Annotated in this window: 21 protein-coding genes and 1 pseudogene; 15 read left to right on the top strand and 7 right to left on the bottom strand. The window is 71.8% G+C overall.

Features of this window, described 5'->3' with window-relative positions:
- Window positions 1-146: 146 nt before the first annotated feature.
- The 7 genes from ABD262_RS17120 (at window position 147) to ABD262_RS17090 (ending at window position 7,373) form a co-directional block, all read left to right on the top strand.
- A complete protein-coding gene (locus ABD262_RS17120) occupies window positions 147-2,432 on the top strand; it encodes a DEAD/DEAH box helicase (RefSeq protein WP_344138816.1) in 2,286 nt (761 codons plus the stop codon).
- A 118-nt stretch (window positions 2,433-2,550) separates the two neighbouring features.
- Complete coding sequence (locus tag ABD262_RS17115) at window positions 2,551-3,102, top strand: YqgE/AlgH family protein (protein WP_344140032.1); 552 nt, start codon at window positions 2,551-2,553, stop codon at window positions 3,100-3,102.
- Between the two features lie 54 nt (window positions 3,103-3,156).
- The gene (locus tag ABD262_RS17110) at window positions 3,157-3,468 is read left to right on the top strand and encodes a DUF3039 domain-containing protein (RefSeq protein ID WP_344138814.1); all 312 of its coding nucleotides are present in this window, start codon (window positions 3,157-3,159) and stop codon (window positions 3,466-3,468) included.
- A 184-nt stretch (window positions 3,469-3,652) separates the two neighbouring features.
- The gene (locus ABD262_RS17105) at window positions 3,653-4,642 is read left to right on the top strand and encodes a zinc metalloprotease (RefSeq protein ID WP_344138812.1); all 990 of its coding nucleotides are present in this window, start codon (window positions 3,653-3,655) and stop codon (window positions 4,640-4,642) included.
- Between the two features lie 157 nt (window positions 4,643-4,799).
- The gene (locus tag ABD262_RS17100; protein ID WP_344138810.1) at window positions 4,800-6,551 is read left to right on the top strand and encodes a DEAD/DEAH box helicase; all 1,752 of its coding nucleotides are present in this window, start codon (window positions 4,800-4,802) and stop codon (window positions 6,549-6,551) included.
- Between the two features lie 88 nt (window positions 6,552-6,639).
- Window positions 6,640-7,035 (top strand): hypothetical protein, encoded by a 396-nt coding sequence (locus tag ABD262_RS17095; RefSeq protein WP_344138808.1) that lies wholly within the window; start codon window positions 6,640-6,642, stop codon window positions 7,033-7,035.
- Between the two features lie 128 nt (window positions 7,036-7,163).
- Complete coding sequence (locus ABD262_RS17090) at window positions 7,164-7,373, top strand: dodecin (RefSeq protein ID WP_344138806.1); 210 nt, start codon at window positions 7,164-7,166, stop codon at window positions 7,371-7,373.
- Window positions 7,374-7,377: 4 nt separating this feature from the next.
- Here the strand turns inward: ABD262_RS17090 and ABD262_RS17085 are convergent, their stop codons facing one another.
- On the bottom strand, window positions 7,378-7,848 hold the full coding sequence (locus ABD262_RS17085; protein ID WP_344138804.1) for an Lrp/AsnC family transcriptional regulator: 471 nt from the start codon (window positions 7,846-7,848) through the stop codon (window positions 7,378-7,380).
- Between the two features lie 108 nt (window positions 7,849-7,956).
- Here ABD262_RS17085 and hppD point away from each other — a divergent pair, with 108 nt between their 5' ends.
- Both hppD and ABD262_RS17075 read left to right on the top strand, forming a co-directional pair.
- Entirely contained in the window at window positions 7,957-9,189 is a 1,233-nt protein-coding gene (gene hppD, locus ABD262_RS17080; protein ID WP_344138802.1) for a 4-hydroxyphenylpyruvate dioxygenase, read from the top strand.
- A gap of 81 nt (window positions 9,190-9,270) precedes the next feature.
- Complete coding sequence (locus tag ABD262_RS17075) at window positions 9,271-10,173, top strand: RDD family protein (protein WP_344138800.1); 903 nt, start codon at window positions 9,271-9,273, stop codon at window positions 10,171-10,173.
- Between the two features lie 243 nt (window positions 10,174-10,416).
- Here the strand turns inward: ABD262_RS17075 and ABD262_RS19645 are convergent.
- Window positions 10,417-11,559 (bottom strand): annotated as a pseudogene (locus ABD262_RS19645) (MptA/MptB family glycosyltransferase); the annotation flags it as partial.
- Between the two features lie 154 nt (window positions 11,560-11,713).
- Here ABD262_RS19645 and ABD262_RS17065 point away from each other — a divergent pair.
- On the top strand, window positions 11,714-12,853 hold the full coding sequence (locus tag ABD262_RS17065) for a molybdopterin-dependent oxidoreductase (protein ID WP_344138796.1): 1,140 nt from the start codon (window positions 11,714-11,716) through the stop codon (window positions 12,851-12,853).
- Window positions 12,850-13,176: a hypothetical protein gene (locus ABD262_RS17060; RefSeq protein WP_344138794.1), complete on the top strand. Its 327-nt coding sequence runs from the start codon at window positions 12,850-12,852 to the stop codon at window positions 13,174-13,176. The genes ABD262_RS17065 and ABD262_RS17060 overlap by 4 nt, the downstream gene beginning before the upstream one ends.
- A gap of 44 nt (window positions 13,177-13,220) precedes the next feature.
- Here the strand turns inward: ABD262_RS17060 and ABD262_RS17055 are convergent, their stop codons facing one another.
- Complete coding sequence (locus ABD262_RS17055) at window positions 13,221-14,528, bottom strand: TIGR04282 family arsenosugar biosynthesis glycosyltransferase (RefSeq protein ID WP_344138792.1); 1,308 nt, start codon at window positions 14,526-14,528, stop codon at window positions 13,221-13,223.
- On the bottom strand, window positions 14,525-15,196 hold the full coding sequence (locus tag ABD262_RS17050) for a glycosyltransferase family 2 protein (RefSeq protein WP_344138790.1): 672 nt from the start codon (window positions 15,194-15,196) through the stop codon (window positions 14,525-14,527). The genes ABD262_RS17055 and ABD262_RS17050 overlap by 4 nt, the downstream gene beginning before the upstream one ends.
- A gap of 122 nt (window positions 15,197-15,318) precedes the next feature.
- On the opposite strand from ABD262_RS17050, the gene ABD262_RS17045 reads away from it, so the two are divergent.
- Together ABD262_RS17045 and ABD262_RS17040 are read left to right on the top strand one after the other, a co-directional pair.
- Window positions 15,319-16,134 carry a response regulator transcription factor gene (locus tag ABD262_RS17045; protein WP_344138788.1) on the top strand — a complete coding sequence of 272 codons (816 nt, stop codon included), beginning with the start codon at window positions 15,319-15,321 and terminating at the stop codon, window positions 16,132-16,134.
- Complete coding sequence (locus ABD262_RS17040; RefSeq protein ID WP_344138786.1) at window positions 16,131-17,303, top strand: sensor histidine kinase; 1,173 nt, start codon at window positions 16,131-16,133, stop codon at window positions 17,301-17,303. The genes ABD262_RS17045 and ABD262_RS17040 overlap by 4 nt, the downstream gene beginning before the upstream one ends.
- Here ABD262_RS17040 and ABD262_RS17035 read toward each other — a convergent pair.
- The 3 genes from ABD262_RS17035 to ABD262_RS17025 are packed head-to-tail and all read right to left on the bottom strand — an operon-like array spanning window position 17,296 to window position 20,536.
- Window positions 17,296-18,339, bottom strand: coding sequence for an NAD-dependent epimerase/dehydratase family protein (locus tag ABD262_RS17035; protein WP_344138785.1), 1,044 nt, complete (start codon window positions 18,337-18,339; stop codon window positions 17,296-17,298). The two genes, ABD262_RS17040 and ABD262_RS17035, sit on opposite strands and share 8 nt — an antisense overlap.
- A gap of 57 nt (window positions 18,340-18,396) precedes the next feature.
- Complete coding sequence (gene fahA, locus ABD262_RS17030; protein WP_344138783.1) at window positions 18,397-19,680, bottom strand: fumarylacetoacetase; 1,284 nt, start codon at window positions 19,678-19,680, stop codon at window positions 18,397-18,399.
- Window position 19,681: 1 nt separating this feature from the next.
- A complete protein-coding gene (locus tag ABD262_RS17025; RefSeq protein ID WP_344138781.1) occupies window positions 19,682-20,536 on the bottom strand; it encodes a hypothetical protein in 855 nt (284 codons plus the stop codon).
- 107 nt (window positions 20,537-20,643) lie between these two features.
- Here ABD262_RS17025 and ABD262_RS17020 point away from each other — a divergent pair, with 107 nt between their 5' ends.
- On the top strand, window positions 20,644-21,939 hold the full coding sequence (locus tag ABD262_RS17020) for a homogentisate 1,2-dioxygenase (RefSeq protein ID WP_344138779.1): 1,296 nt from the start codon (window positions 20,644-20,646) through the stop codon (window positions 21,937-21,939).
- A 134-nt stretch (window positions 21,940-22,073) separates the two neighbouring features.
- The gene (locus tag ABD262_RS17015; protein ID WP_344138777.1) at window positions 22,074-23,978 is read left to right on the top strand and encodes a bifunctional metallophosphatase/5'-nucleotidase; all 1,905 of its coding nucleotides are present in this window, start codon (window positions 22,074-22,076) and stop codon (window positions 23,976-23,978) included.
- Window positions 23,979-23,988: the final 10 nt, after the last annotated feature.

The raw sequence follows: 23,988 nt of genomic DNA, 5'->3' as shown, positions 1-23,988 counted from the left end.
TCCCTACTCCGACTGCAGACCACCGGATGACAACTGTTGATCCGGTCCAACGGGCCCTAGACGGCCTGAGGCTCGTCTTCTTCGTTGCCCTCGCCAGGTGGCTCGAGACGTGTCTACCTCGAGTACCTGAAGTGAGTTGAACATCTGTGCCCAAGAACCTGCGATCCGGCGCGCCCAAAAAGGCCCGTTGGACCCCGGACCAGAAGGCTGCCGCGAAGAAGAGCCCCAAGAAGGCTCACCGCGGCCAGTCCTCCGCCCCCACCGGCGGCCACCCGTATGCCGCACGGCCGGCTCGCGACGGTGACCGTCGCCCCGAGCGCTCGGAGCGCTCCGACCGTCCCGCGCGCAGCTTCAACCGCGACGACCGCGCCCCGCGCAGCTACGACCGCAGCGACCGGAACGACCGTCCCGCGCGCAGCTTCAACCGCGACGACCGCGCGCCTCGTAGCTACGACCGCAGCGACCGGAACGACCGTCCGGCCCGCAGCTTCAACCGCGACGACCGCGCCCCGCGCAGCTACGACCGCAGTGACCGTCCGGCCCGCAGCTTCAACCGCGACGACCGCGCCCCGCGCAGCTTCGACCGCAGCGACCGTCCGGCCCGCAGCTTCGACCGGGACGACCGTCCCGCTCGCACCTTCAACCGGGACGACCGGCCGCAGCGCCGCGACTCCACCCGCGACGACCGCCCGGTCCGTCGCTATGACCGTGATGTCAGTGACCGTAGTGAGAGCCGTGGTCCCCGTCAGTACAACCGTGAGGACCGCCCTGTGACCAGCTACAACCGTGACGACCGTCCGGCCCGCAACAACGACCGACCCGCGCGCAGCTTCGACCGCGCCGAGCGCCCGGCCCGCAACAACGACCGCAGCGACCGTCCGGCGCGCAGCTTCGACCGCAGCGAGCGCCCGGCCCGCAGCACCGACCGCAGCGACCGTCCGGCCCGCAGCTTCAACCGCGACGACCGCGCGTCCCGCGGCTTCGACAGCCAGGTCGACCCCGAGGCCGAGCGGATGGAGGCCGACACCTGGGTGAAGGCCACCCGCAAGACCGTCGACGGCCCCGTCACCGTGGACGCCGACAACGGCTTCGCTGGCCTGGGCCTGACCGAGCGCCTCGTCGAGCGGCTCGCCCGTGACGGCATCACCACGCCGTTCCCGATCCAGTCCGCGACCATCCCGGACGCGCTGGCCGGCAAGGACATCCTCGGCCGCGGCCAGACCGGCTCCGGCAAGACGCTGGCCTTCGGCCTGCCGATGCTGTCCCGCCTCGCCGACGGCGAGCGGGCCCGTCCGCGCCGCCCCCGTGCGCTCGTGCTGGTCCCGACCCGCGAGCTCGCCATGCAGGTGTCCGACGCGCTCGAGCCCCTCGTGCACGTCCTCGGTCTGAAGCACAAGCTGGTCGCCGGTGGCCTGTCCTACACGACGCAGATCAGCGCGCTGAACCGCGGCGTCGACCTGCTCATCGCCACGCCGGGCCGGCTCAAGGACCTGATCGAGCGTGACGCCGTGCAGCTGCGCGACATCCAGATCGCCGTCCTCGACGAGGCCGACCACATGGCCGACATGGGCTTCATGCCCGAGGTCACCGCGATCCTCGACCAGATGCCGGCCGGCGGGCAGCGGATGCTGTTCTCGGCCACCCTGGACAAGGGCGTCGACAAGCTCGTGGAGGGCTACCTCACCGACCCGAAGACGCACTCGACCGACGACGCGAAGGCCTCGGTCACCACGATGGAGCACCACGTGCTCCTCATCGACCCGATGCACAAGAAGACGATCACGGCCGAGGTCGCCAACCGGGCGGGCCGCACCGTGGTCTTCGTGCGGACCAAGCTCGGCGCCGACCGCGTGGCCCTCCAGCTGCGCGAGCAGGGCGTCTTCGCGGCCGCGCTGCACGGCGGCCTGAACCAGGGCGCGCGCAACCGCGTCCTCGGGGCCTTCCGTGACGGCAGCCTGCCGGTCCTGGTGGCCACCGACGTCGCCGCCCGCGGCATCCACGTCGACGACGTCTCGGTCGTGCTCCAGGTCGACCCCCCGGCCGACCACAAGGACTACCTGCACCGCTCGGGTCGCACGGCCCGCGCCGGCGACAAGGGCACGGTCGTCACCCTGGCGCTCCCGCACCAGCGGCGCACCATGGAGCGGATGGCCCGTGAGGCAGGCATCGACGCGATGCCGACCAAGGCCGTCCCCGGCGACGACCGCCTCGCGGCCACCGGCGCCGTCACCCCCAGCGGCATCCCCGTCCCCGAGGACCAGGTCCGCCGGGTGCTCGAGGGCCCGAAGCGCGGCGGCGGTCGCCCGTCCGGTGGTCCCCGTGGTGGAGGCCCCCGCGGCCCGCGCCAGGGTGGCAACCGTCCCTACCGTGACGACCGCTCCGGCGGCTCGCGCGGCGAGCGCGGCAGCTACTCGCGGGCCGCCCGCGCCTGACCGGTAGCTCCGGCACCGCCCCACGGCGCACCAGCCGTCTTCGCATCAACTGAACGGCCAGAGCCCCGGTCCCCGCGACCGGGGCTCTGGCGTTGGCAGGCAGAATGGACTCGTGGAGATGAAGGACCTGTCGGGCAGCCTGCTCGTCGCGACCCCCCAGATCGAGGAGGGGGTGTTCTGCCGCAGCGTCGTCCTGATCCTCCACCACGACGAGGAGGGCGCCCAGGGTGTGGTGCTCAACCGGCCGATGGACGCCCGGGTCGACGCGGTCCTGCCGGACTGGCAGGCCCACGCGACCGCACCGTCGGTCCTCTTCGAGGGCGGACCGGTCGGCCTCGACAGCGCCCTCGGCCTGGTCACGGTCCCCGGCGACGTCGAGCCGCTCGGCGTGAAGCGCCTGTTCCGCGGTCTCGGGCTCGTCGACCTCGACACCCCGCCGGCGATCGTGGTCCCCGAGGTGGCCGGCCTGCGGATCTTCGCCGGGTATGCCGGGTGGTCGCCGGGCCAGCTCGAGGACGAGGTGCGCGCGGGTAGCTGGTACGTCGTGGAGTCCGAGGGGCGCGATGCGTTCGACGACGACCCGGAGCAGCTGTGGGCCAGGGTGCTGCGCCGTCAGCGTGACCACCTCGCGTTCGTGGCGACCTTCCCCACCGACCCCGAGATGAACTGACCGCTGGGCCCGAGGGTCGTCAGCGGCCGCGGCCAGGCGGCATACAATCGCTGGATGAGCGAGCCCCAGATCCCCCTGGACGACCCGCTGGCCCCCGAGGCCCAGCCCTCCCAACCTTCCACGACGACCGCCGTGCTCGAGCGCGAGCAGGTCGAGGAGCAGCTGCAGGAGCCGGGCGACCACGAGCGGTTCTCGCACTACGTGCGCAAGGAGAAGATCCTCGAGAGCGCCCTCTCGGGAGACCCCGTCGTCGCGCTCTGCGGCAAGGTCTGGGTGCCCGGGCGTGACCCGAAGAAGTTCCCGGTGTGCCCCACGTGCAAGGAGATCTACGACGGTCTGCGGGCCCCTCAGGACGGCGGCGAGTGACCTGAACGTGCAGGTGGGCGCCACAGACGCCCGCCGGGGCACAGGAGTTTCACACCCACCGAAAGCCTGAACGAGTCTTTACCTGCGCCTGCCTCTCCCGACCCGGCTGCAGAGGATCGGGCTCCTAGCGTGCCAAGTCGAGCCACCCACCGACCCCGGAGGGAGGCACCTCGAAAGGACGCCCATGAAGCTTCGCTCTCGAATCGCACTGTCCTCCCTCATGCTGGGGGCCGTCGCCCTCGGGCTCGGCCAGGGCAGCGCCAGCGCCCAGATGATGGCCGGCGAGTCCACCGTGGCCGCCGACTGCGCGACCCACAACGACGCCGTCAACGCCGCGCGGTCCGCCAAGGGTGGCAACCGCACCGACCCGCACGAGCTCAGCCAAGCCAAGGTCAACTCGATGGAGGCGGCGTTCGCCAAAGCTGCCGCGGCCAAGGGCTATACCAAGAACTCGCAGGGCAAGTTCGTCGACTCGTCGACGGCCCGCAAGCCGGGTGGCGGCACCGTCGCCTTCGCCTCGACCACGGTGAGCGTCTACTGGCACGTGATCACCAACGGCACGAGCGGCAAGCTGACGACGACGCAGATCCAGAGCCAGCTGGACGTCCTCAACAACGCCTACGCGGCGTCGGGCTTCTCGTTCACCCTCGCCGGCACGGAGACCACCACGAACAGCGACTGGTACAGCATCGCCTTCCCGGCCAGCGGCCGGGAGCCGAGTGACGCCAAGGCCATGAAGACCGCCCTCCACAAGGGCACCAAGGCCGCGCTGAACCTCTACTCGACGACGTTCTCGGACGGCACGCTCGGCTACGCGCAGTTCCCGTCCACGAACAACACCACCCTCGATGGTGTCGTGATCGACTACCGCAGCATCCCCGGTGGCAGCCTGTCGCCGTACAACCTGGGTGACACCGCGACCCACGAGGTCGGCCACTGGGTCGGGCTCTACCACACCTTCCAGGGCGGCTGCTCCGGTGGCGACTCGGTGAGCGACACCCCGGCCGAGGCCTCCCCGGCGTTCGGGTGCCCCACTGGTCGTGACACCTGCACGGCCAGCGGACTCGACCCGATCAAGAACTTCATGGACTACACCGACGACTCGTGCATGAACACCTTCACGGCCGGGCAGACCACCCGCATGCAGAACCAGTGGCTGACCTACCGGGGCTGACGCAGCCCCGGTGAGCAGCACGGCTGAGCAGCACGGCTGAGCAGCTCAGCCAGGCGACGGAGGTGGACTCCACGGCCTAGCACACGACCGAGGCCCCGGCGCAGACGCCGGGGCCTCGGCATGTCGTCTCGCGACACCGGATAACGTGGCCGGTCCCATGAGTACCGCAGCCGCTTCGCACCTTTCACCAGCCTTCCCGGAGCGGGCGGCGTGGGGGACGGCCGACAAGCTGCGCGCCTGGCAGCAGGCCGCGCTCACGGCATACCTGCGCTCCGACCCACGGGACTTCCTCGCCGTCGCGACCCCCGGCGCCGGGAAGACGACCTACGCACTGCGCCTCGCCACCGAGCTGCTCGGCCGGGGCACCATCTCGGCCGTGACCATCGTCGCGCCCACCGAGCACCTGAAGACGCAGTGGGCCGAGGCAGCCGCACGGGTCGGCATCCACATCGACCCGAGGTTCTCCAACTCCTCCGCGCGGCACTCCAGCGAGTACGACGGCGTGGCGCTGACCTACGCCCAGGTGGCGAGCAAGCCGTCGCTGCACCGCACCCGCACCGAGTCGGCTCCGACCCTGGTGATCCTCGACGAGATCCACCACGGAGGCGACGCCCTGTCGTGGGGTGACGCGATCCGCGAGGCCTTCGAGCCCGCCACCCGCCGGCTCGCGCTCACCGGCACGCCGTTCCGCTCCGACACCTCGCCGATCCCGTTCGTCACCTACGCCGAGGACGCCGACGGCATCCGCCGCTCGTCGGCCGACTACACCTACGGGTATGCCGAGGCGTTGCGTGACGGGGTCGTGCGGCCTGTGCTCTTCCTCGCCTACGGAGGCGCCATGCGGTGGCGCACCAAGGCCGGTGACGAGATCGCCGCCCGCCTGGGGGAGATGCTGACCAAGGACTCCATGGCGCAGGCCTGGCGCACCGCGCTGGACCCCAAGGGGGAGTGGGTCCCCTCGGTGCTGGCCGCAGCCGACAAGCGACTGACCGAGGTGCGCCGCGGCGTGCCCGACGCCGGTGGCCTGGTGATCGCGTCCAACCAGACCGCGGCGCGCGCCTACGCCAAGATCCTCGAGACCATCACCGGCGAGCGCGTCACGCTGGTCCTGTCCGACGACGCGGGCTCGTCCGCCCGGATCGAGGAGTACGCCTCGAGCGACTCGCGCTGGATGGTCGCCGTGCGGATGGTGTCCGAGGGCGTCGACGTGCCCCGGCTCTGTGTCGGGGTCTATGCCACCTCGACGTCGACCCCGCTGTTCTTCGCCCAGGCGGTGGGACGCTTCGTGCGCGCCCGCCGGCGCGGCGAGACCGCGTCGGTCTTCCTGCCGTCGGTGCCGGTCATCCTCGAGCACGCGGCCCGGCTCGAGGACGAGCGCGACCACGCCCTCGACCGGGTCGCCAAGGACGACAGCGCGGCCGCGATGTGGGCCGAGGAGGACGCCCTCGTCGATGCGGCGAACCGCACGGCCCGCACCCCGGACGTCGACCAGATGGCGTTCGAGGCCCTCGAGTCCGACGCCGAGTTCGACCACGTGCTCTTCGACGCGAAGCAGTTCGGGCTCAACGCGGTCACCGGGTCGGACGAGGAGCAGGAGTACCTCGGGCTGCCGGGTCTGCTCGAGCCCGACCAGATGGCGGTGCTGCTCCACGAGCGGCAGGCCGCCCAGAGCACCCGCCGCCCGCGCAAGGTGGAGCAGCCGGTGTCGGCGCACCGTGCGCTCGCTGCACAGCGCCAGGAGCTCAACAAGCTGGTCGCTGCCTACGCCCGGAAGAAGGGCACCCCGCACGGGGTGGTGCACAACGAGCTGCGCCGGGCCTGTGGTGGCCCTGCCCTCGACGAGGCGACCTCCGAGCAGGTCGTGGCGCGGGTCGAGAAGATCCGGGCCTGGTTCGTCGGCCGGCGCTGACCTCTGCCCTCATCCGGCCGCCCGGGAACGGCGTCCGGGAACGGGTGTTCTGCGGGACGTCGACCCGAACAGGTGACATGCTGCCGTCATGGACGACCTGGCTGACACCATCTGGAACCGCGCTGCACTCGAGGCCGGCGGCTCGACCCCCGGCGAAGGCGACCGGGCGCTGGCCGCGGCGCTGCGGCTGCACAGCTCGGCGATGTCGGACGGTGTCCTCGACGCGGTCCGGAGCATGACCGACGAGGAGCTCGATGCCGCCGAGGCCGGCTACCGGTGGCTGCACGTGCCGGCCGCCTCCGAGGCGATCGCCGCGGTCCGGCGCGCCATCGCCGACGGCGCCCTCGACGACCCCGAGCGGGCCAGCGCGCTCGACCTGTCGTCGGATGACCACTACGACGAGGCGATCGAGGACGACGCGGCCCTCGACAACGCGTTCCGCGCCCGGCTGAGCACCGACCCCGACGCGTTCTCCGCGGTCTAGGGACGTCGGGGCCGGGCTGCCCTACCGCCCGGCGGCTCCGTCTCGACGGTCGACCTCTGGCCGGGTAGGGCGCACGGGACTAGCGTGACCGCAACGGCGACGCCCGGCCGCCGAGGACGGAGCAGGCCATGGCCAACCACGTGTACTCCATCTCCGAGGTCGTGGGCACCTCGCCCGACGGCATCGAGGCCGCCGTCGGCAACGCCGTCACCCAGGCGGCGAAGACGGTGCGCAACCTCGACTGGTTCGAGGTGCAGAGCGTCCGGGGGCAGATCGCGGACGGAGCGGTCGCGCACTGGCAGGTGACGGTCAAGCTCGGCTTCCGGCTCGACGCCTGAGTCGTCAGCCGCCGGACGCCGCGCGGACCAGGGGGAGGGTGCGCAGCGGGATCCGGGTGGCCAGGGAGATCGCGGTGTTCGCCCGGACGACGTGCTCGTCGTCGACCACGGCGTCGATGACCCGCTGGAGGTCGGCGTTGTCGCGCGCGACGATGTGGATGAACAGGTCTCCCGACCCGGTGATGGTGTGCGCCTCCAGCACCTCGGGGATGCCGGAGAGGTGCTCGACCACCGGCGTGTGGCCGCGCCCCTGGCGGATCTCCAGCGTGCAGAACGCCGACACGGGGTAGCCCATGGCCGACGCGTCGATCTGCGGCGCCCACGACCTGATGACGCCGTGCTGCACCAGCCGGTCGAGCCGGGCCTGCACGGTGCCGCGGGCCACGCCCAGCTCACGCGAGGCGCCCAGCACCCCGATCTGGGGCTGCTCGCTGAACAGGGTGATCAGGCGCCCATCGAGCTCGTCCAGGGTCATGGTCACATTGTCCACAGATCGACCGGGTATGACCAACAGTCTGCGCAGAGTGTGCAGCCCAACCGGCCACGGTTGCACACCGGGAGCGCCACCCGGCACCCTGCACCCATGACCACTCACGCCACGGACACCGCGACGGACACCGCGCTCGACCTGACCCCCCAGGAGCGCGAGGCCAACCTCGACCTCGAGCAGCTCAAGCAGCTCGTCGGCCTCGTCGAGTACGACGAGAGCAAGGACCCGTTCCCGGTCACCGGCTGGGACGCGATCGTCTTCGTCGTCGGCAACGCCAGCCAGACCGCGCACTACTACCAGTCCGCCTGGGGCATGGAGCTCGTCGCCTACAGCGGCCCCGAGAACGGCCAGCGCGACCACAAGTCGTTCGTCCTCAAGTCGGGTTCGATCCGCTTCGTCGTCAACGGCGCGGTCAGCCCCGACAGCCTCCTCATCGCCCACCACGCCAAGCACGGTGACGGCGTCGTCGACATCTCCCTCGAGGTGCCCGACGTCGACAAGTGCATCGCCCAGGCCAAGCGCGCCGGCGCCCGCGTGGTCCGCGAGGCCGAGGACGTCACCGACGAGCACGGCACCGTCCGGATCGCCTCGATCGCCGCCTACGGCGAGACCGTCCACACCCTCGTCGACCGGTCCCGCTACGACGGCCCCTACCTGCCGGGCTACGTCGCCAAGACCTCCACGTGGGTCAAGCGCGAGGGTGCGCCCAAGCGCCTCTTCCAGGCCCTCGACCACATCGTCGGCAACGTCGAGCTCGGCAAGATGGACGAGTGGGTGACCTTCTACAACAAGGTCATGGGCTTCGTGAACATGGCCGAGTTCGTGGGCGACGACATCGCCACCGACTACTCCGCGCTGATGTCCAAGGTCGTGGCCAACGGCAACCACCGGGTCAAGTTCCCGCTCAACGAGCCGGCCATCGCCAAGCGCAAGAGCCAGATCGACGAGTACCTGGAGTTCTACAACGGTCCGGGCGCCCAGCACCTCGCGCTCGCCACCAACGACATCCTGCGCACGGTGGACGAGCTGCGGGCCAACGGCGTGGAGTTCCTCGACACCCCCGACTCCTACTACGAGGACGACGAGCTGCGCGCTCGCATCGGCGAGGTACGGGCCCCGATCGAGGAGCTGCAGAAGCGCAAGATCCTCGTCGACCGTGACGAGGACGGCTACCTCCTGCAGATCTTCACCAAGCCCCTCGGCGACCGCCCCACCGTGTTCTTCGAGATCATCGAGCGGCACGGCTCCCTCGGTTTCGGCAAGGGCAACTTCAAGGCGCTGTTCGAGGCCATCGAGCGCGAGCAGGACGCCCGCGGCAACCTCTGACCGCCGCGGCCCGAGGCCGGTGCGCCCACCCACCGTGGGTTCGGTGGGTGGAGCGCACAGGCCCCGTGAGAGGCTTGCCGCATGAGCACGCCAACGACTCCCGGCTGGTACGACGACCCCGAGGACGACAGCCAGCTGCGGTACTTCGACGGTGTGGTCTGGAGCAAGCACACGACGCCCCGCTCGACCCGACCTGCCGCGAGCGCGGCCCAGCCCGGCCAGCAGCAGTACCCGGGTCAGGGCCACCCGCCGCAGTACCCGGGTCAGGGCGGAACCCAGGCCCCGGTGCAGGGTCAGCCCCCGGCGCAGGCTCCAGCACCGCCGACGAACACCGGCTGGCAGGCCCCGCCCCCGCGGGAGCAGCACCCGCAGTTCCCCGGCTCCCAGCAAGGCGGCTGGAACGCGCCGGCCTACGGCGGCATGCAGCGCGTCGCGACCACGCCCGACGGCCAGCCGCTCGCGAGCTACTGGCAGCGCGTGGGGGCGTTCCTCCTCGACGGCATCATCCAGTTCGTCCTGATGATGGTGCTCGGGGGCTGGTTCCTGTTCAAGGGCTTCGAGCCGGTGTGGGACGAGCTGACCGCGGCGATGGACTCAGGTGACCCGACCGCCTTCGACAGCATCACGACCAGCAACGTCAACTACGGCTACCTCATCGCGTTCGGCGTCGTCGCCGCCGTCATCACGTTCGCCTATGGGGTGTTCTTCCTGAGCCGCACCGGCGCGACCCCCGGCAAGGCCGCGGTGGGCATCAGCGTGCGGCTGCGCGACCGGCCGGGCGTCCTCTCCGTCGGCGACGCGGCCAAGCGCACCTCCCTGCAGGCCGGCCTCAGCCTGCTCGGCAACATCCCGTTGCTCGGCAACCTGTTCTCGCTCATGGCGTTGGTCGACCTGCTGTGGCCGGCCTGGGACGAGCGCAAGCAGGCCCTGCACGACAAGCTCGCCAAGACCAACGTCGTGATCGGCAAGCAGCCGCGCAGCTAGCGACCTGCGGCCCAGGGTGGTGAGGACGACGAACACCGCCGACGCGGCATACGCGATCGTGGGTAGGGGGTGGACCGACACCGACGCGTAGGCGAGGGTCGAGGCGCCGGCGACGGCGAGCCACTCGAGCCGCCCGGCCAGGACTGCGCAGGCGACCAGGGGCAGGGCGTACCAGGGGTAGCTCGGTGTCGTGACGAGCATCAGGGTGCCGAACACCACGGCTGCGCCGGCCGCCGCCGACCGTCCGGGTGTCCCCAGCCGCCACGCGACCACCGCTGCCACGGTCGCGATGACCAGCATGGAGACCGGGGCCACCACAGCCCGCGGCAGGACCAGTGCGACGATCCCCGCGCGGTTGGGGCCGGACTCCTCGAGCAGGTAGCCGGGCAGGTAGCCGACCACCAGGTGCCCCGCGGCCAGCCAGTGCGGGAGGTACGTCAGCACGACGGTGGCGACCGCTGCCAGCCCCACCCCGAGCACGCGGGTGGGGCTGCGCCGCAACGGGAAGAGCGCGGCGAGGGCGACTGCCGGGTAGAGCTTGGTCGAGATGGCCAGGCCCGCCAGGACGCCGGTCGCCACCACGCGCGCCCCCCTGCGCCACTGGTCGGGGGCACCATGGCCCGACCTCCCCACCACCGAAGCGGCCACCGCCAGCGATCCCACCACGAGTCCGGCGGCGAGCACGTCGACGTGCGCACCGTTGGCCGACTCGGCCAGGACCGTGGGGCACCACGCCCACCACAGGGCTCCCCACGGGTCGCGACCGATGCGGCGCAGCGCGGACGCGATGGCAGCCGCGATGCCCGCAGCCAGGAGTGCCGAGCCCAGCTGCAGCCCCGTCGTGCCCCATCCCCAGGGTGTCGCCAGCGCGACGGTCGTGAACCAGGCTTGCGCGACCGGTGGGTAGATGGTCGGTACCTGCGGCCGGTTGATCCGCGTACGCGGGTCGTTGGCCGATCGAGCCAGGAGCTCACCGCGGTCCGTGGGCACGGGTTGGGTCAGGTAGCCCGACCTGTCGCCGGGTCCCAGGCCCGGGAACAGCACGGGGTCGCGCAGGGCAGCCAGCCGGTCGTCGAGGGGGGCGAAGCGGTAGGGGGAGGTGCCGGCGAGCTGGACCCGGCCGTCCCAGACGTAGCGGTAGGCGTCGGAGCTCGATCGTGGCGGGCTCAGCAGCCCGGGGAGCTGGGCGACGAACGCCACCAGGAACACCACCAGCACGAGCCCGCGCCGCGTGCCTGGCAGGCGGTCCGTCTTGCGTGGCGCCGCCCGCACCCACCGCGTCACCGCCATGGCTACGGCCCACCAGGCGACCATCACCGCAGCGAGTCCGAGCCGGTGCCCGTCCAGGTCTCCCGAGAGCGCATAGGTCGCCGAGCAGGTCGCCATCACGGCGGTCCCGACGACGACTCTGCGCATGGGACACACTCTGTCCGAGCCCGCCCGCCAGCGGGGCCGACGAGGGTGCCCCGGGCTGATCCGTCATCCGGCCGTAAGAGGGCAGGACCGTCCGCGGCGGCCGTGCGTCCTTACCGTGGCAGGCATGCCACGTCTGCCGCAGCCGCCGGTCCCCGCCGACTTCACGTCGCCGGTCCACGACCGGACCGTGGTCGCGCGGATCGGCCTGTGGCTGGGCGCTGCCTTCGCGATCTGCTTCGTCACCGGGCTGTTGAGCCACCTGCACCAGCACCCGGTGCCCTGGTTGCCCATCCCGACGGGTCCGTCCTGGGGATACCGCGTCAGCCAGGGTGTGCACGTCGCGTCGGGCACCGCAGCGGTGCCACTGCTGCTGGCCAAGCTCTTCGCCGCCTACCCGCGTCTGTTCGCCCGACCGGTGGTCGGCTCCCTGGTGGTCATGCTCGAGCGGGCCTCCATCGCGGTGCTGGTCGGTTCGTCGATCCTCATGGTGTCCTCCGGCGTCGCCAATGTCGCCGGCTGGTACGTCTTCGGCTTCGGCTTCACCCGGGTCCACTACGCGTTCGCGTGGGTCGCGGTCGGGGCGTTGACCGTCCACGTCGCGGTGAAGCTCCCCGCCATCAGGGATGCGTTGACGCCTGCGGGCGCCGACCTCGCGGCGCGGCAGGGGCGTCGGGCGTTCGTGGCCGGGGCCGTCGGGGTGGCGGCCGGGGCCGTGGTGCTCACCGTCGGGTCCGCCGTACCGCTGCTCGAACCCGTGTCGGTCCTTCGCTCGCGGCGTCCCTCGTCGAGCCCGCTGGGGGTGCCGGTCAACCGGACCGCGACCCAGGCCGGGATCGACCCGACGCTCGACCCTGCCGGTGGCGACGACGACTGGACGGTGACGGTCCGTGGTCCGGGCGGCATCCGCTCGGTGACGGCCGCGGAGCTCCGGTCGCTGACCCAGCGGACGGTCTCGCTACCGATCGCGTGTGTCGAGGGGTGGAGTGCCTCGGCCACCTGGGAGGGAGTCCGTGTCCGCGACGTGCTCGCCTTCGTCGGAGTCGCGGTCGATGACGTCCGGATCGTGTCCGCCGAGCGCCGTGGTGCGTATGCCGTGAGTGTCCTGCCGCGCGCGTACGCGGACCACCCCAGCACGCTGCTTGCCCTGCGGCTCAACGGATCCCGCCTGACGCGGGACCACGGCTACCCGGTGCGGCTCATCGCCCCGAACCGTCCCGGGGTGCTCCAGACCAAGTGGGTCACCGAGCTCGAGGTGCTGACGTGAGGGCCGCGTATGCCGCGGTGCTGGGAGCAGGGGCCGGGCGCGTCCTGCTCGGGCTGGCGGGCGTTGGCCTCGGACTGGTCGGGGTGTGGCAGTTCGTCGCCCAGGTGCCCCAGACGGGCTGGGTGCGGGTTGCCGTCTGGCTCGTGGCGGGGGTCGCAGTCCACGACGGGCTGTTGGCACCACTGGGCGTCGTGTCCGGGTGGCTGGTGGCCGGACGTTCGCCGGACCGGCTCCGTCCCGCCATCCGCTTCGGCGGCCTGGCCCTGCTGACGGTGGCGTTGTTGCTCATCCCCCTACTGGCGACCGGGGGCATCCGGCGCTGACTCGCACCCGTCACAGTTGGCTCGCAGCCGTGACCTCGAAGGTGTCAGGCGGCCCGGCGGAGCGTGACGAACGCCCGGCCGTCCAGCCGCCAGTCCTCCACGGCGAGCAGTCCAGCTTCCGCGGCATACCGGACCAGCGCCGTGGCGCCCACCAGCGCCCACGGGAAAGGTGTCGACCTCCGTCCGAGGGGGCCGGTGAGGGTCACGTGCGTGCGTACGTCGACGTCGTCGTCGGCATCGACCTCGACGAGGGCACATCCCTCCGGCCCCAGGAGCTGGCGACATCGATCCAGGAGGGCCCGGGGGTCGCCGCCGATGCCGATGTTGCCGTCCGCCAGCAGGAGCGTCTGCCACCGCCCTTCGCCCGGGACGGGCTCGAAGACGTTGCGTCGCAGGGCACTGGCCCCCCGAGCCCTGGTGTGCACGACCGAGGCTCCTGACACGTCGATGCCCAGGACGGGCAGTCCCCGCGCGGCCAGTGCCTCCACGAACCGCCCGGGTCCGCAGCCGATGTCGATCACCGGCCCGGCGCACCGGCTCACGATGAGCTCGTCGACGTCAGACAGGCTGAGCCACGCCTCGACGGCGAGGGGCTGTGGAGCTCCGAAGGCGGCGTCCACGCCCTCCACGTGGATGCCGCCACCGGCCAGGGCCGCGTCGAAGAGCTGGGAGGGGTGGCACGGCGTCGCGACGATCCGCCGGAAGGTGCGGGCGAAGCGAGTGTGGGGTTGCGCCCGGGCGACCACGACGGCATCGCCCGGCTCGTCGACGTCGCGATGGGTGGGCAGCAGGTGGACCGAGAGTCCTTGCGACACAAGGCGTTCGAGCTGTTCGGCACCCGTGCGGTCGGTCGACATCGGGACGCCGGAGAAGAGCCCCGGCTGGTAGCGCCGCAGGCCGATCGCCCAGTAGCCGCCGTCGTCGCTCAGTCCCAGCACCGCGTCCGCGCCGTCCCAGTCGACGCACAGGTCGGCGGCGTCGAGCTGTGGGGTGTCCATCCCGATCAACAGCGTCGGGTGGTCGCCCGTGGTGGGCAGGCAGTCGCGGAAGGCCTGGTCGAGGCGCTGCGCCAGCCCATCGCCCTGCTGACGCTGGAGCCGCACGTCACGCGGCAGCCACTCGGGGGTCGGACCGTCCCAGCACAAGATCGTGCGGACCCCGGTCGCCCGGGCGGCGTCGAGGGTGTCGCGGATGGCGGCGGCGGCGAGGGCGGCTGCCTCGGCGGGGGAGAAGACCGGGGTGAGCCGGGTCTTGACCCGACCGGGCTGCGGCGACTTCGCGAGGATGACGACGGCCTGCAAGGTCTGTCGTGACAGGGCGTCCGCGGCGGCGTCCTCGATCAGCGCGCTCATGCGCTGAGCACCCTGCTCATGTCGTGCACGGCCCGCGCGGCGCCCAGCCAGGTGCCGGTGACCTTGGACCGCCCGGCTCTGGCGAGGTAGGGAACGGGGACGCCGGTCACGGTCCAGCCGGCCCGGCTCGCCCGGAGCACCGTCTCGACGGGGTACCCGGACCGGCGGTCACCGACTGCGAGGTCCTGCAGGGCCACGGTGTCGGCCAGCCGCATGGGCCCGATGTCGTCCAGCCCTGCTCCGGTGACCCGGTGCACCCGTCGGGCGAGGACGCGGTTCGCGAGCCTCAGACGGGCCGGCCACGCGGCACGGGAGACCGGCTGCCGTGCTCCGACGACCAGGCAGGGGCGGTCCGCCGGAGCTTCGAGGTGGGCCATCACGAGGAGCTCCAGTGATCGCGGGTCGAGGCTCGCATCCGCGTCCATGAACGCCACCAGGGGCGCCCTGGCACTCATGAGCCCGGCGTGGCAGGCCGCGCCGTAGCCGCGCTGGACCACCTCGACGACCGGGACGCGGCGGCTGCGCGCGATGTCGACCGATGCGTCGGTCGACCCGTTGTCGGCGACGATCGGCCGTGCCCAGGACGGCATGCGGTCGAGGACCCAGGGCAACGCCTCCGCCTCGTCGAGACAGGGGAGGACGACGTCGACCGCGACGGACTGGGGCATGACCCGACGCTAGGTGCTCGTACGGCCGGGCTGCCGTCACCGCCGATGACGAAACCCTTACGGGTGGGCGCCCTCCGCTCGGTCCGGCACCGTGCAGCGGCAACGCGGCATACCCTTCGAACGTGGTCGCAACTGTGCTGGTCGTCGAGGACGACCCCACCGTCTCCAGCGTGCTCTCGGCCTACCTGACCAGGGCTGGCTTCGAGGCGGCGCTCGCCTCCGACGGGCTCACTGCGTTGCAGCTCTGGCGGGAACGCCGCCCGGACGTCGTCATCCTCGACGTCATGCTGCCCCTCATGTCCGGCCTGGAGGTGTTGCGGCGACGGCGTGCCGAGGACGACCACGCGGCCGTCATCGTCCTCAGCGCGCGGGGCGAGGAGGACGACCGGCTGCTGGGGCTGGAGCTGGGGGCCGACGACTACATGGTCAAGCCGTTCAGCCCTCGCGAGGCGCTCGGGAGGGTGGAGGCACTGCTGCGCCGTGGCGAGCGTCTGGGTGCTGCGGCTCTCCGGCCGCGGGTGGTCGAGCGGCTCGGTGTCCGGGTCGACACCGGGGCACGGACGGCGACGGTCGACGGACGGCGCTGCGAGCTGACCACCCGTGAGTTCGACCTCCTGGCCTACCTCATGGCGCACCCGGGACTCACGTTCACGAAGGAGCAGCTGATGCGCCGGGTCTGGGGCTGGGACTTCGGGGACACCTCCACCGTGACGGTGCACGTGCGGCGGGTCAGGGAGAAGATCGAGGAGGACCCGAGTGACCCGCGGCGGATCGTCACCGTCCGGGGGGCGGGCTACCGGTTCGGCGACACGGTCGACGAAGGGATCGACGACGTGGTCGACGTGGCGGCGGATGACCGGGAGGCCACCCGGGCGAGAGACCTGGAGCAGGAGCAGGACCGGGAGCACGAGCAGGACGGGGAGCAGGAGCAGGCATGAACGACATGCAGCAGGTCGTCGCGGTCACCGTGGTCGTCTGCCTCGCCGCAGGGGCGGTCGGCGCGTTCGTCCTGGCCCGCTTGCGAGGACGCTCGACCACCGTGTTGGTCGTGGCCGCCTCGCTGGTCCCGCTGGCTGCCGTGTCCGTGGCCGTCTTCGTCAACGTCCGGCGGATGTTCATCTCCACCCACGACTCCACGGTGGTGCTCGTCGCCCTCGGCTGCGCCGGGCTGGTCGGCATCCTGCTGTCGCTCGTCCTGGGTCACCAGGTCGCGCGGGAGGCGCACGCCCTGACCAGGACGGTGCGGTCACTGGGTGAGCGCATCCCCGTGGAGGAGGCTGGCGCGCGCACGACCCCGGTCTCCTCGGAGCTGACCGCGCTCGGTCGCGAGCTGGACACCACCCGTCTCCGGCTGGAGGCGTCCGAGAGGCGTGAGCGCGCCCTGGAGTCCTCGCGGCGAGAGCTGGTGGCCTTCATGTCGCACGACCTCCGGACTCCCCTGGCCGGGCTGCGAGCCCTGGCCGAGGGCCTGGAGGACGGGGTGATCGAACCCGCCCCGGCCCTGCGGCAGGTGCGTCAGACCGTGGCTCGGCTGGACGGCCTGGTCGGTGACCTGTTCGAGCTGTCTCGGGTCAGCGCACCGGATCCCGGGCCCCGCGACGACGCGACCCTGGTCAGCCTCGTCGAGGTGGCCCACGACGTGGTGGGGGAGCTGCAGCAGCACGCCCATCAGCGCCTGGTGGACCTGCGCTTGCAGGTCGCCCCTGACGACGACCGACTGGCCGTCACGGGCAACGGCGACGAGCTGACCCGTCTGCTCGGCAACCTCGTGGGCAACGCCGTGCGGCACACCAGCGAGGGAGGGTCGGTCGTGGTCCGGGCGGAGCGGTGTGCCGACGGCCGCACACAGCTCTCGGTGCTGGACGAGTGTGGCGGAATCGCCGAGCCCGACCTGCTGCGGGTCTTCGAGGCGGGCTGGCGGGCCGACCCAGACCGCGGTGGTCGCGATGCGGGAGCAGGCCTCGGGCTGGCCATCGCCAAGGGGATCGTCGAGTCGCACGCGGGATCGATCTCGGTGGCGAATGTCGAGGGCGGCTGCCGTTTCGAGGTGGCGCTTCCCGCGGCCGAGCCCGGGGGAGTCGTGGAGCAGGACGCCCCGGTCAGCTGAACGAGAGGTTTCGCAGGCCGGTTCGCAGCGACCTGGTGGCCCGCCAGCCCAGCTCGCGCGCGGCGCGGTCGCTCGACGCGGTGATGTGCCGCACGTCCCCAAGACGGTAGCGACCGGTCACGGTGGGGTCCGGCCCGCCCGCGAGCGAGGCCAGCTCGGTCGCCAGGTCGCCGATGGTGTGCACCGCCCCCGAGCCCACGTTGTACGCCGCGTGGCCGCCACCGTCGCGGGAGAGCGCGGCGACGAAGGCCATCGCCACGTCGTCGACGTGGACGAAGTCCCGACGCTGGCCACCGTCCTCGAACACCTGCGGTGACTGCCCCTCGGCCGCGGCCGACCAGAAGATGGCGGCGACGCCGGCGTAGGGCGTGGCGCGCGGCATACCGGGGCCGTAGACGTTGTGCAGCCTCAGCGAGGTGCAGGTGCCGCCGGTCTCGCGCGCCCAGACCGAGGCGAGCTGCTCCTGGGCGACTTTCGTTGCCGCGTAGGTGTTGCGTGGGTCCATCGGTGCGCCCTCGTCGACCAGTGCCGGGTCGAGGTCGGCGCCGCAGTGCGGGCACACGGGCTCGAACTCGCCGCTCGAGAGGCGCTCGGGGGTGCGTGGGCTCGGCGCCACGGCACCGTCGAGGTGGCACCGGTAGGCCCCTTCGCCGTAGACCACCATGGAGCTCGCCTGGACCACGCGTCGGACTCCGGCGAGGTGGCACGCGCGCAGCACGGTGGCCGTGCCCAGTGAGTTGCTCGAGACGTAGTCGTCCATGTCGTCGAGGTCGACGCCGAGGCCGACCTTGGCAGCGAGGTGCACCACCGCGTCCACCCCGCGGAGCTGCTCGTGGACCGCGGCCAGGTCGCGGACGTCGGCCTCGACCAGTCGCGCGCCGAGCGAGGCCACGCGCTCGCGAGCTCCGGCGCCGCCGTCGGCGTGCACGTCGGGGCGCAGCGAGTCCACCACGACCACCTCGTCACCGGACCCGGCCAGGCTGCGCAGGACGGCGGTTCCGATGAATCCGGCACCGCCGGTGACGACGACCTTCATGCACCCACCCTGCCAGCCGGTCCGCAGGATGGGTGGCGACCCGACCTTGCGGGCTGCTTACGCCTCGTGGGCGGGGAGGATGGTCCCGCCGACCTCGCCCAGCTCGAGGCGGGTGCCGTCGGTGCCGGTCGCGCACGCGCGCAGGACGACCGTGTCGCCGTCCTCGAGGAAGGTGCGCTCGCTGCCGTCGGCCAGCCGCACGGGCTCCGTGCCGTTCCACGAGAGCTCGAGGAAGCTGCCCCGGGTCTCCTTCGCGGCGCCCGAGATGGTGCCGGAGCCGAAGAGGTCACCGCTGCGGATCGAGGCGCCGTTCACGGACAGGTGGGCCAGCATCTGGGCCGGTGACCAGTAGAGGTCGCGGGCCTCGGGTCGGGCGACGACCGTGCCGTTCCACTCCACCTCGAGGTGCAGGTCGAGCCCGAACACCGAGTCGACGCCGCCGCGCAGGTAGGGAAGTGGTGCGGGGTCCTGGCCGGGGAGCGGGACGCGGGCCGACGCCAGGGCTGCCATCGGCGTGACCCAGGCGCTGATCGAGGTGCCGAAGGACTTGCCGAGGAAGGGCCCCAGGGGGACGTACTCCCACGCCTGGATGTCGCGCGCGCTCCAGTCGTTGAGCAGGACCACCCCGAAGAGGTGCTCTGCGGCGGCCCGGTCGACGTCGACCGGCTCACCGAGCGCGGTGCCGCCGCCCACCACGAAGCCCAGCTCGGCCTCGATGTCGAGCTTGCGGCTCGGCCCGAACGTCGGCGCGGGGTCGGTCGGTGCCTTGCGCTGCCCCTGGGGCCGCACGATGTCGGTGCCCGACACGACGACGGTCCCGGCGCGACCGTGGTAGCCGATCGGCAGGTGCTTCCAGTTCGGGGTGAGCGGCTCGGAGTCGGGGCGGAAGATCCGGCCGACGTTCGTGGCGTGGTGCTCGCTGGCGTAGAAGTCGACGTAGTCGGCGACCTCGACCGGCAGGTGCAGGGTGACGTCGTCGAGCGGCACCAGGTGGGGCCGGACGCCCTCCTCGTGGACGTTGTCGGTGAGGATCTCGACCAGCCACGCGCGGGCCACCGCCCAGGCCTCGTGCCCCAGGTCGAGGAACGCGTTGAGGCTGGGCTGCTCCCAGGCCGCCGTGAGGTCGGGACCGTCGCCGACACCCACCGCCTCGCGGCCGATCCGGGCGACCTCGCTGGCATCGAGCACCCAGTCGCCGACCCGCACCCCGACCCGAGGGCCGGTGTCCGCGGTCGAGAAGACGCCATAGGGGAGGTGGGCGAGCCCGTAGGGGTGGTCGGCGGGCAGGTCGAGCCAGGCGGCGGTCGAGGGGGTGGCGACAGGCGTCGAGGGGGTGGACACGTCAGGCTCCTTGGATCAGGCCGAGGGTGGTCAGCTCGGCGAGCGGGTCGGTGACCTCGCAGCAGCCGTATGCCGTGAAGAAGGCCCGCACGATGGCCGCGTCCGCGGCGCTCATGCGGGTGATCTGGGGGACCAGGACGGCCACGTCACGCTCGGCCAGGAGGGGCGCCAGCTCGTCGACGTCCTCGCCGTTGAGCGCCCAGCGGACCGCCGACAGGACGTTGAGCAGGCCGTGCTGGTCGTGACCGTCGTGGGTGCCGCGGACGACGTGGTGCAGCCCGCCGGTCAGCTTGAAGCCGAGGTCGTGGTCGACGGCGGTGCGGACGAAGGCCGCGAGCTCCGTCTCGTCGGGCCAGGCCCACGTCTCGGTCGCGCCGGTGCGGAACTTCGCCTGCAGGACGACGGAGTCGGAGGCTTCGGCAGCGATGTCGGCGACGACTGCCTCCTGCTCGGGGCCGCGGGGCACCTCGAGCGTGCGGGGGAGGCCGCCGAAGTCGGTGGCCCTCCAGTCGGGCGTCCAGCCCAGCTCCACCCCCGCGACCTCGACGCCAGGGGTCTGTCGGAGCAGGGTCACCGCGTCGGCCACCTCGGCGGCCGGGGTGCCGGGGCGTCCGATGACCGCGACCCGCAACGGCGCCCCCTCCAGCAGGCCGGCCAGCTCGGCCGCCGCGGAGGCGGGGACGAGCAGCGGACCCACGCACGCGGCATACCCGCTCGCGCGGTGGACGCGGTGCAGCCGCACCGCCTCCGCCAGCGGTGCGTTGCCCGGGGGGAAGACGGCGGCATCGTCGACCAGGCCGGCGAACAGGGCCGGCTCGGCCGGGCGGGCCGTCGCGGCGTCCGACAGCGATGTCATGGCGGTGAGGCTACCGGCGACCCGACCGGTCGAGACCGGCAGCCCGAGGTGTCCCGGCGGCGGCTGGTCGTGCAATGCTCGCCCCACACCGGACGAGAGAGTGAGCGATGGCGTTCTACCAGCACCAGGGCAACATCCCGCCGAAGCGGCACACCCAGCACCGTCGGCCGGCCGGGCGCGGCAAGCAGGGCGAGCTCTACTACGAGGAGCTGATGGGGGAGGAGGGCTTCTCCTCCGACTCCTCCCTGCTGTACCACCGCAACATCCCCTCGACGGTCGCCGGCGCGCGCGAGTGGACGATCGGCGACCTGTCGACGACGCCCAACCACCCGCTGATGCCCAGGCACCTCAAGCTGCACGACCTCTTCGAGGCCAAGGACGTCAAGAACACCGACGTCGTCACCGGGCGTCGCCTCGTCCTCGGCAACGGCGACGTGCGCATCTCGTATGCCGTGGCCGGGGCTCCGAGCCCGTGGTACCGCAACGGGATCGGCGACGAGTGCGTCTACGTCGAGCGCGGGAAGGCGCGAGTCGAGACGGTCTTCGGGGCGTTCGACGTGGCCGAGGGCGACTACCTCGTCATCCCGCGGGCGACCACCCACCGCTGGATTCCGCAGCGCTCGACCAAGGACCCGTTGCGGGCCTACTGCATCGAGGCGAACTCGCACATCGCGCCGCCCAAGCGCTACCTGTCCAAGTACGGCCAGCTGCTCGAGCACGCGCCCTACTGCGAGCGAGACCTGCGTGCGCCATCCGGTCCGCTGCTCGCGGAGGACGTCGGCGCGAAGCCGGGCGACGAGACCGACGTCTACATCAAGCATCGCGGCCACGGCGCGGGTGGCATCGTCGGCACGGTCCACACCCTGCCGTTCCACCCCCTCGACGTCGTGGGCTGGGACGGGTGCCTCTACCCGTACGCGTTCAACGTCCGCGACTACGAGCCGATCACCGGACGCGTGCACCAGCCGCCGCCGGTGCACCAGGTCTTCGAGGGCTGGAACTTCGTGATCTGCAACTTCGTGCCGCGCAAGGTCGACTACCACCCGCTGTCGATCCCGGTGCCCTACTACCACTCGAACGTCGACAGCGACGAGATCATGTTCTACGTCGACGGCGACTACGAGGCGCGCAAGGGCTCGGGCATCGGCAAGGGGTCGATCTCGGTGCACCCCGGTGGCCACGCCCACGGACCCCAGCCCGGCGCCTCGGAGGCGTCGATCGGCATCGAGTACTTCGACGAGCTGGCCGTCATGGTCGACACCTTCCGCCCTCTGGAGCTCGGCGAGGGTGGTCGGGCGGTCGACGACGGGAAGTACGCCTGGTCGTGGAGCCGTGGCGGCGCCGGCCGGGATGGCGCCGGGCGGGACGGCACAGGGGACGGCTCGGACTACAGCATCGGCTGACCGGGAGATCCCCCTTCGGCATGGCCTCTCGGCCCGTGACCGGGTTAGTCTGAAAGACCCGCCCCGTCGACGACGACGGGGCCCGCGCCCCGGGACACCACCCCGCTCCCGGCCACTTGTCGTTGGAGGCAATCGTGACGTCTGCCCGCACCGCCGTTCGGGACCTGGTCCAGCACGAGCAGAGCCGCCGCGAGATGCTCGCGCTGGCCGTGGTCGGGGGCGCGGGAGCCGCCTTCTTCGCCAGCGCACCCCGCGCCGACGCGGTGCCGGAGGCGGGCCGCCCGGGGGCAAAGCGGCCGACCAGCTTCCGGCTCACCGTCCTGGGCACCACCGACACCCATGGCAGCGCCCTGAATTGGGACTACTTCAAGGACGTCGAGTACGACGACTCCGCCCACAACGACATCGGCCTGGCCAAGGTCGCCACCCTGGTCAGCGCGGTGCGGCACGAGCGGGGAGCCCAGAACACCCTCCTGCTCGACGCCGGGGACACCATCCAGGGCACGCCGCTGGCCTACTACTACGCCAAGGTCGACCCGATCACCGGCGGGTCGAAGCACCCGATGGCCAAGGCGATGAACGCGATCGGCTACGACGCGGCCGCCCTGGGCAACCACGAGTTCAACTACGGCCTCGACACCCTGCGGGCCTTCGAGTCACAGTGCAACTTCCCCCTGCTCAGCGCCAACTCGGTCGACTGGACCAGCGGCGCCCCGATCTTCAAGCCCTACGTGATCCGCACCTTCAAGGTCAACGGCGGCCGGCCCGTCAAGGTCGGCATCCTCGGCCTCGTGACACCGGGTGTCGCCATCTGGGACAAGGCCAACGTCGAGGGCCTGGTCCGCTTCCCCGGCATCGTCGAGCAGGCCAAGGTGATGGTCCCGCGCCTGAAGAACGCCGGCTGCGACCTCGTCATCGTCTCGTGCCACTCGGGCGCCAAGCCCGGTTCGTCCTACGGCGACGCGCTGCCGGTCCCGGAGAACGCATCGCGGCAGCTCGCCGAGGAGGTCGCGGGTGTCGATGCCGTCCTCGTGGGTCACGCGCACGAGGAGATCGCCCAGCTGGTCGTGCCCAGCAAGGTCACTCCTGGCAAGACCGTGCTCCTCAGCGAGCCGCTGAAGTGGGGGATGCGCCTGACCGTCATGGACTTCGACCTCGAGTTCAGCAAGGGCCGGTGGACCCTGACCGGCTCGCGGTCGACCCTCCTCAACGCCAACACGGTGCCGGAGGACCCGGAGGTGGCTGACCTCGTGCGCGAGGACCACGCGGTGGTGCGGACGTACGTCAACTCGGTCATCGGCACCTGCACCCTGGCCATGTCGGCGGCCACGGCGCGGTTCGAGGACACCGCTGCCATCGACTTCATCAACCACGTGCAGGGCGACGCCGTGAAGGCCGCCCTGGCGGGCACGCCTGACGAGTCGCTGCCGGTCCTGTCGATCGCCGCGCCCTTCAACCGGGACGCCGCGATCCCAGCGGGCAACGTCACCGTCCGCGACGTCGCGGGCCTTTACATCTACGACAACACCCTCCTCGGGATCCGCTTCACCGGTGCGCAGGTCAAGGACTACCTCGAGTACTCCGCGGCCTACTTCAAGACCGTCACCGGCGCCGGGCCGTTCACCCCCGACTCGATCACCAACGCGTTGCGCCCGCCCGTGACCGGCAGCCCGATCCCCGACTACAACTACGACATCATGGGCGGCCTCGAGGGCTCGCTGGCCTACGACATCGACATCGCCCAGCCGGCCGGGCAGCGGATCGTCAACCTCACCTATGCCGGCCAGCCCGTCGACCCGGCGGCCGGGTTCGTGGTCGCGATCAACAACTACCGCCAGTCCGGCGGCGGTGGCTTCCCGGGTGTGACGACGGCGCCGGTCCTCTACAACGCCCAGGTCGAGATCCGGCAGCTGCTGATCGACTGGACCACCGAGCAGGGCGTGATCGACCCGACCACCTTCACGACCTACGACTGGAAGCTCGTCGCGAACGGCCAGCCGGTGGTCGTCGAGGGAGCCGCAGAGGGCGGCCGCCACTAGGTCGCGGCCC

Origin of the sequence: Pedococcus bigeumensis, from assembly GCF_039531795.1 — a bacterium.
Lineage (GTDB): Bacteria > Actinomycetota > Actinomycetes > Actinomycetales > Dermatophilaceae > Pedococcus > Pedococcus bigeumensis.
The sequence above is the reverse complement of the archived record's forward strand: the minus strand, read 5'-3'. Positions and strand labels throughout refer to the sequence as shown.

Excerpts from the sequence above, each read along its gene's own strand:
- ABD262_RS17050 (WP_344138790.1), bottom strand. The coding sequence starts at position 15,196 with ATGCCCCAGTCCGTCGCGGTCGACGTCGTCCTCCCCTGTCTCGACGAG.
- ABD262_RS17105 (WP_344138812.1), top strand. The coding sequence starts at position 3,653 with ATGAAGCTTCGCTCTCGAATCGCACTGTCCTCCCTCATGCTGGGGGCC.
- ABD262_RS17020 (WP_344138779.1), top strand. The coding sequence starts at position 20,644 with ATGGCGTTCTACCAGCACCAGGGCAACATCCCGCCGAAGCGGCACACC.
- ABD262_RS17055 (WP_344138792.1), bottom strand. The coding sequence starts at position 14,528 with ATGAGCGCGCTGATCGAGGACGCCGCCGCGGACGCCCTGTCACGACAG.
- ABD262_RS17090 (WP_344138806.1), top strand. The coding sequence starts at position 7,164 with ATGGCCAACCACGTGTACTCCATCTCCGAGGTCGTGGGCACCTCGCCC.
- ABD262_RS17035 (WP_344138785.1), bottom strand. The coding sequence starts at position 18,339 with ATGAAGGTCGTCGTCACCGGCGGTGCCGGATTCATCGGAACCGCCGTC.
- ABD262_RS17085 (WP_344138804.1), bottom strand. The coding sequence starts at position 7,848 with ATGACCCTGGACGAGCTCGATGGGCGCCTGATCACCCTGTTCAGCGAG.
- ABD262_RS17040 (WP_344138786.1), top strand. The coding sequence starts at position 16,131 with ATGAACGACATGCAGCAGGTCGTCGCGGTCACCGTGGTCGTCTGCCTC.
- ABD262_RS17110 (WP_344138814.1), top strand. The coding sequence starts at position 3,157 with ATGAGCGAGCCCCAGATCCCCCTGGACGACCCGCTGGCCCCCGAGGCC.
- ABD262_RS17065 (WP_344138796.1), top strand. The coding sequence starts at position 11,714 with ATGCCACGTCTGCCGCAGCCGCCGGTCCCCGCCGACTTCACGTCGCCG.
- ABD262_RS17115 (WP_344140032.1), top strand. The coding sequence starts at position 2,551 with ATGAAGGACCTGTCGGGCAGCCTGCTCGTCGCGACCCCCCAGATCGAG.
- ABD262_RS17095 (WP_344138808.1), top strand. The coding sequence starts at position 6,640 with ATGGACGACCTGGCTGACACCATCTGGAACCGCGCTGCACTCGAGGCC.
- ABD262_RS17025 (WP_344138781.1), bottom strand. The coding sequence starts at position 20,536 with ATGACATCGCTGTCGGACGCCGCGACGGCCCGCCCGGCCGAGCCGGCC.
- hppD (WP_344138802.1), top strand. The coding sequence starts at position 7,957 with ATGACCACTCACGCCACGGACACCGCGACGGACACCGCGCTCGACCTG.
- ABD262_RS17075 (WP_344138800.1), top strand. The coding sequence starts at position 9,271 with ATGAGCACGCCAACGACTCCCGGCTGGTACGACGACCCCGAGGACGAC.
- ABD262_RS17100 (WP_344138810.1), top strand. The coding sequence starts at position 4,800 with ATGAGTACCGCAGCCGCTTCGCACCTTTCACCAGCCTTCCCGGAGCGG.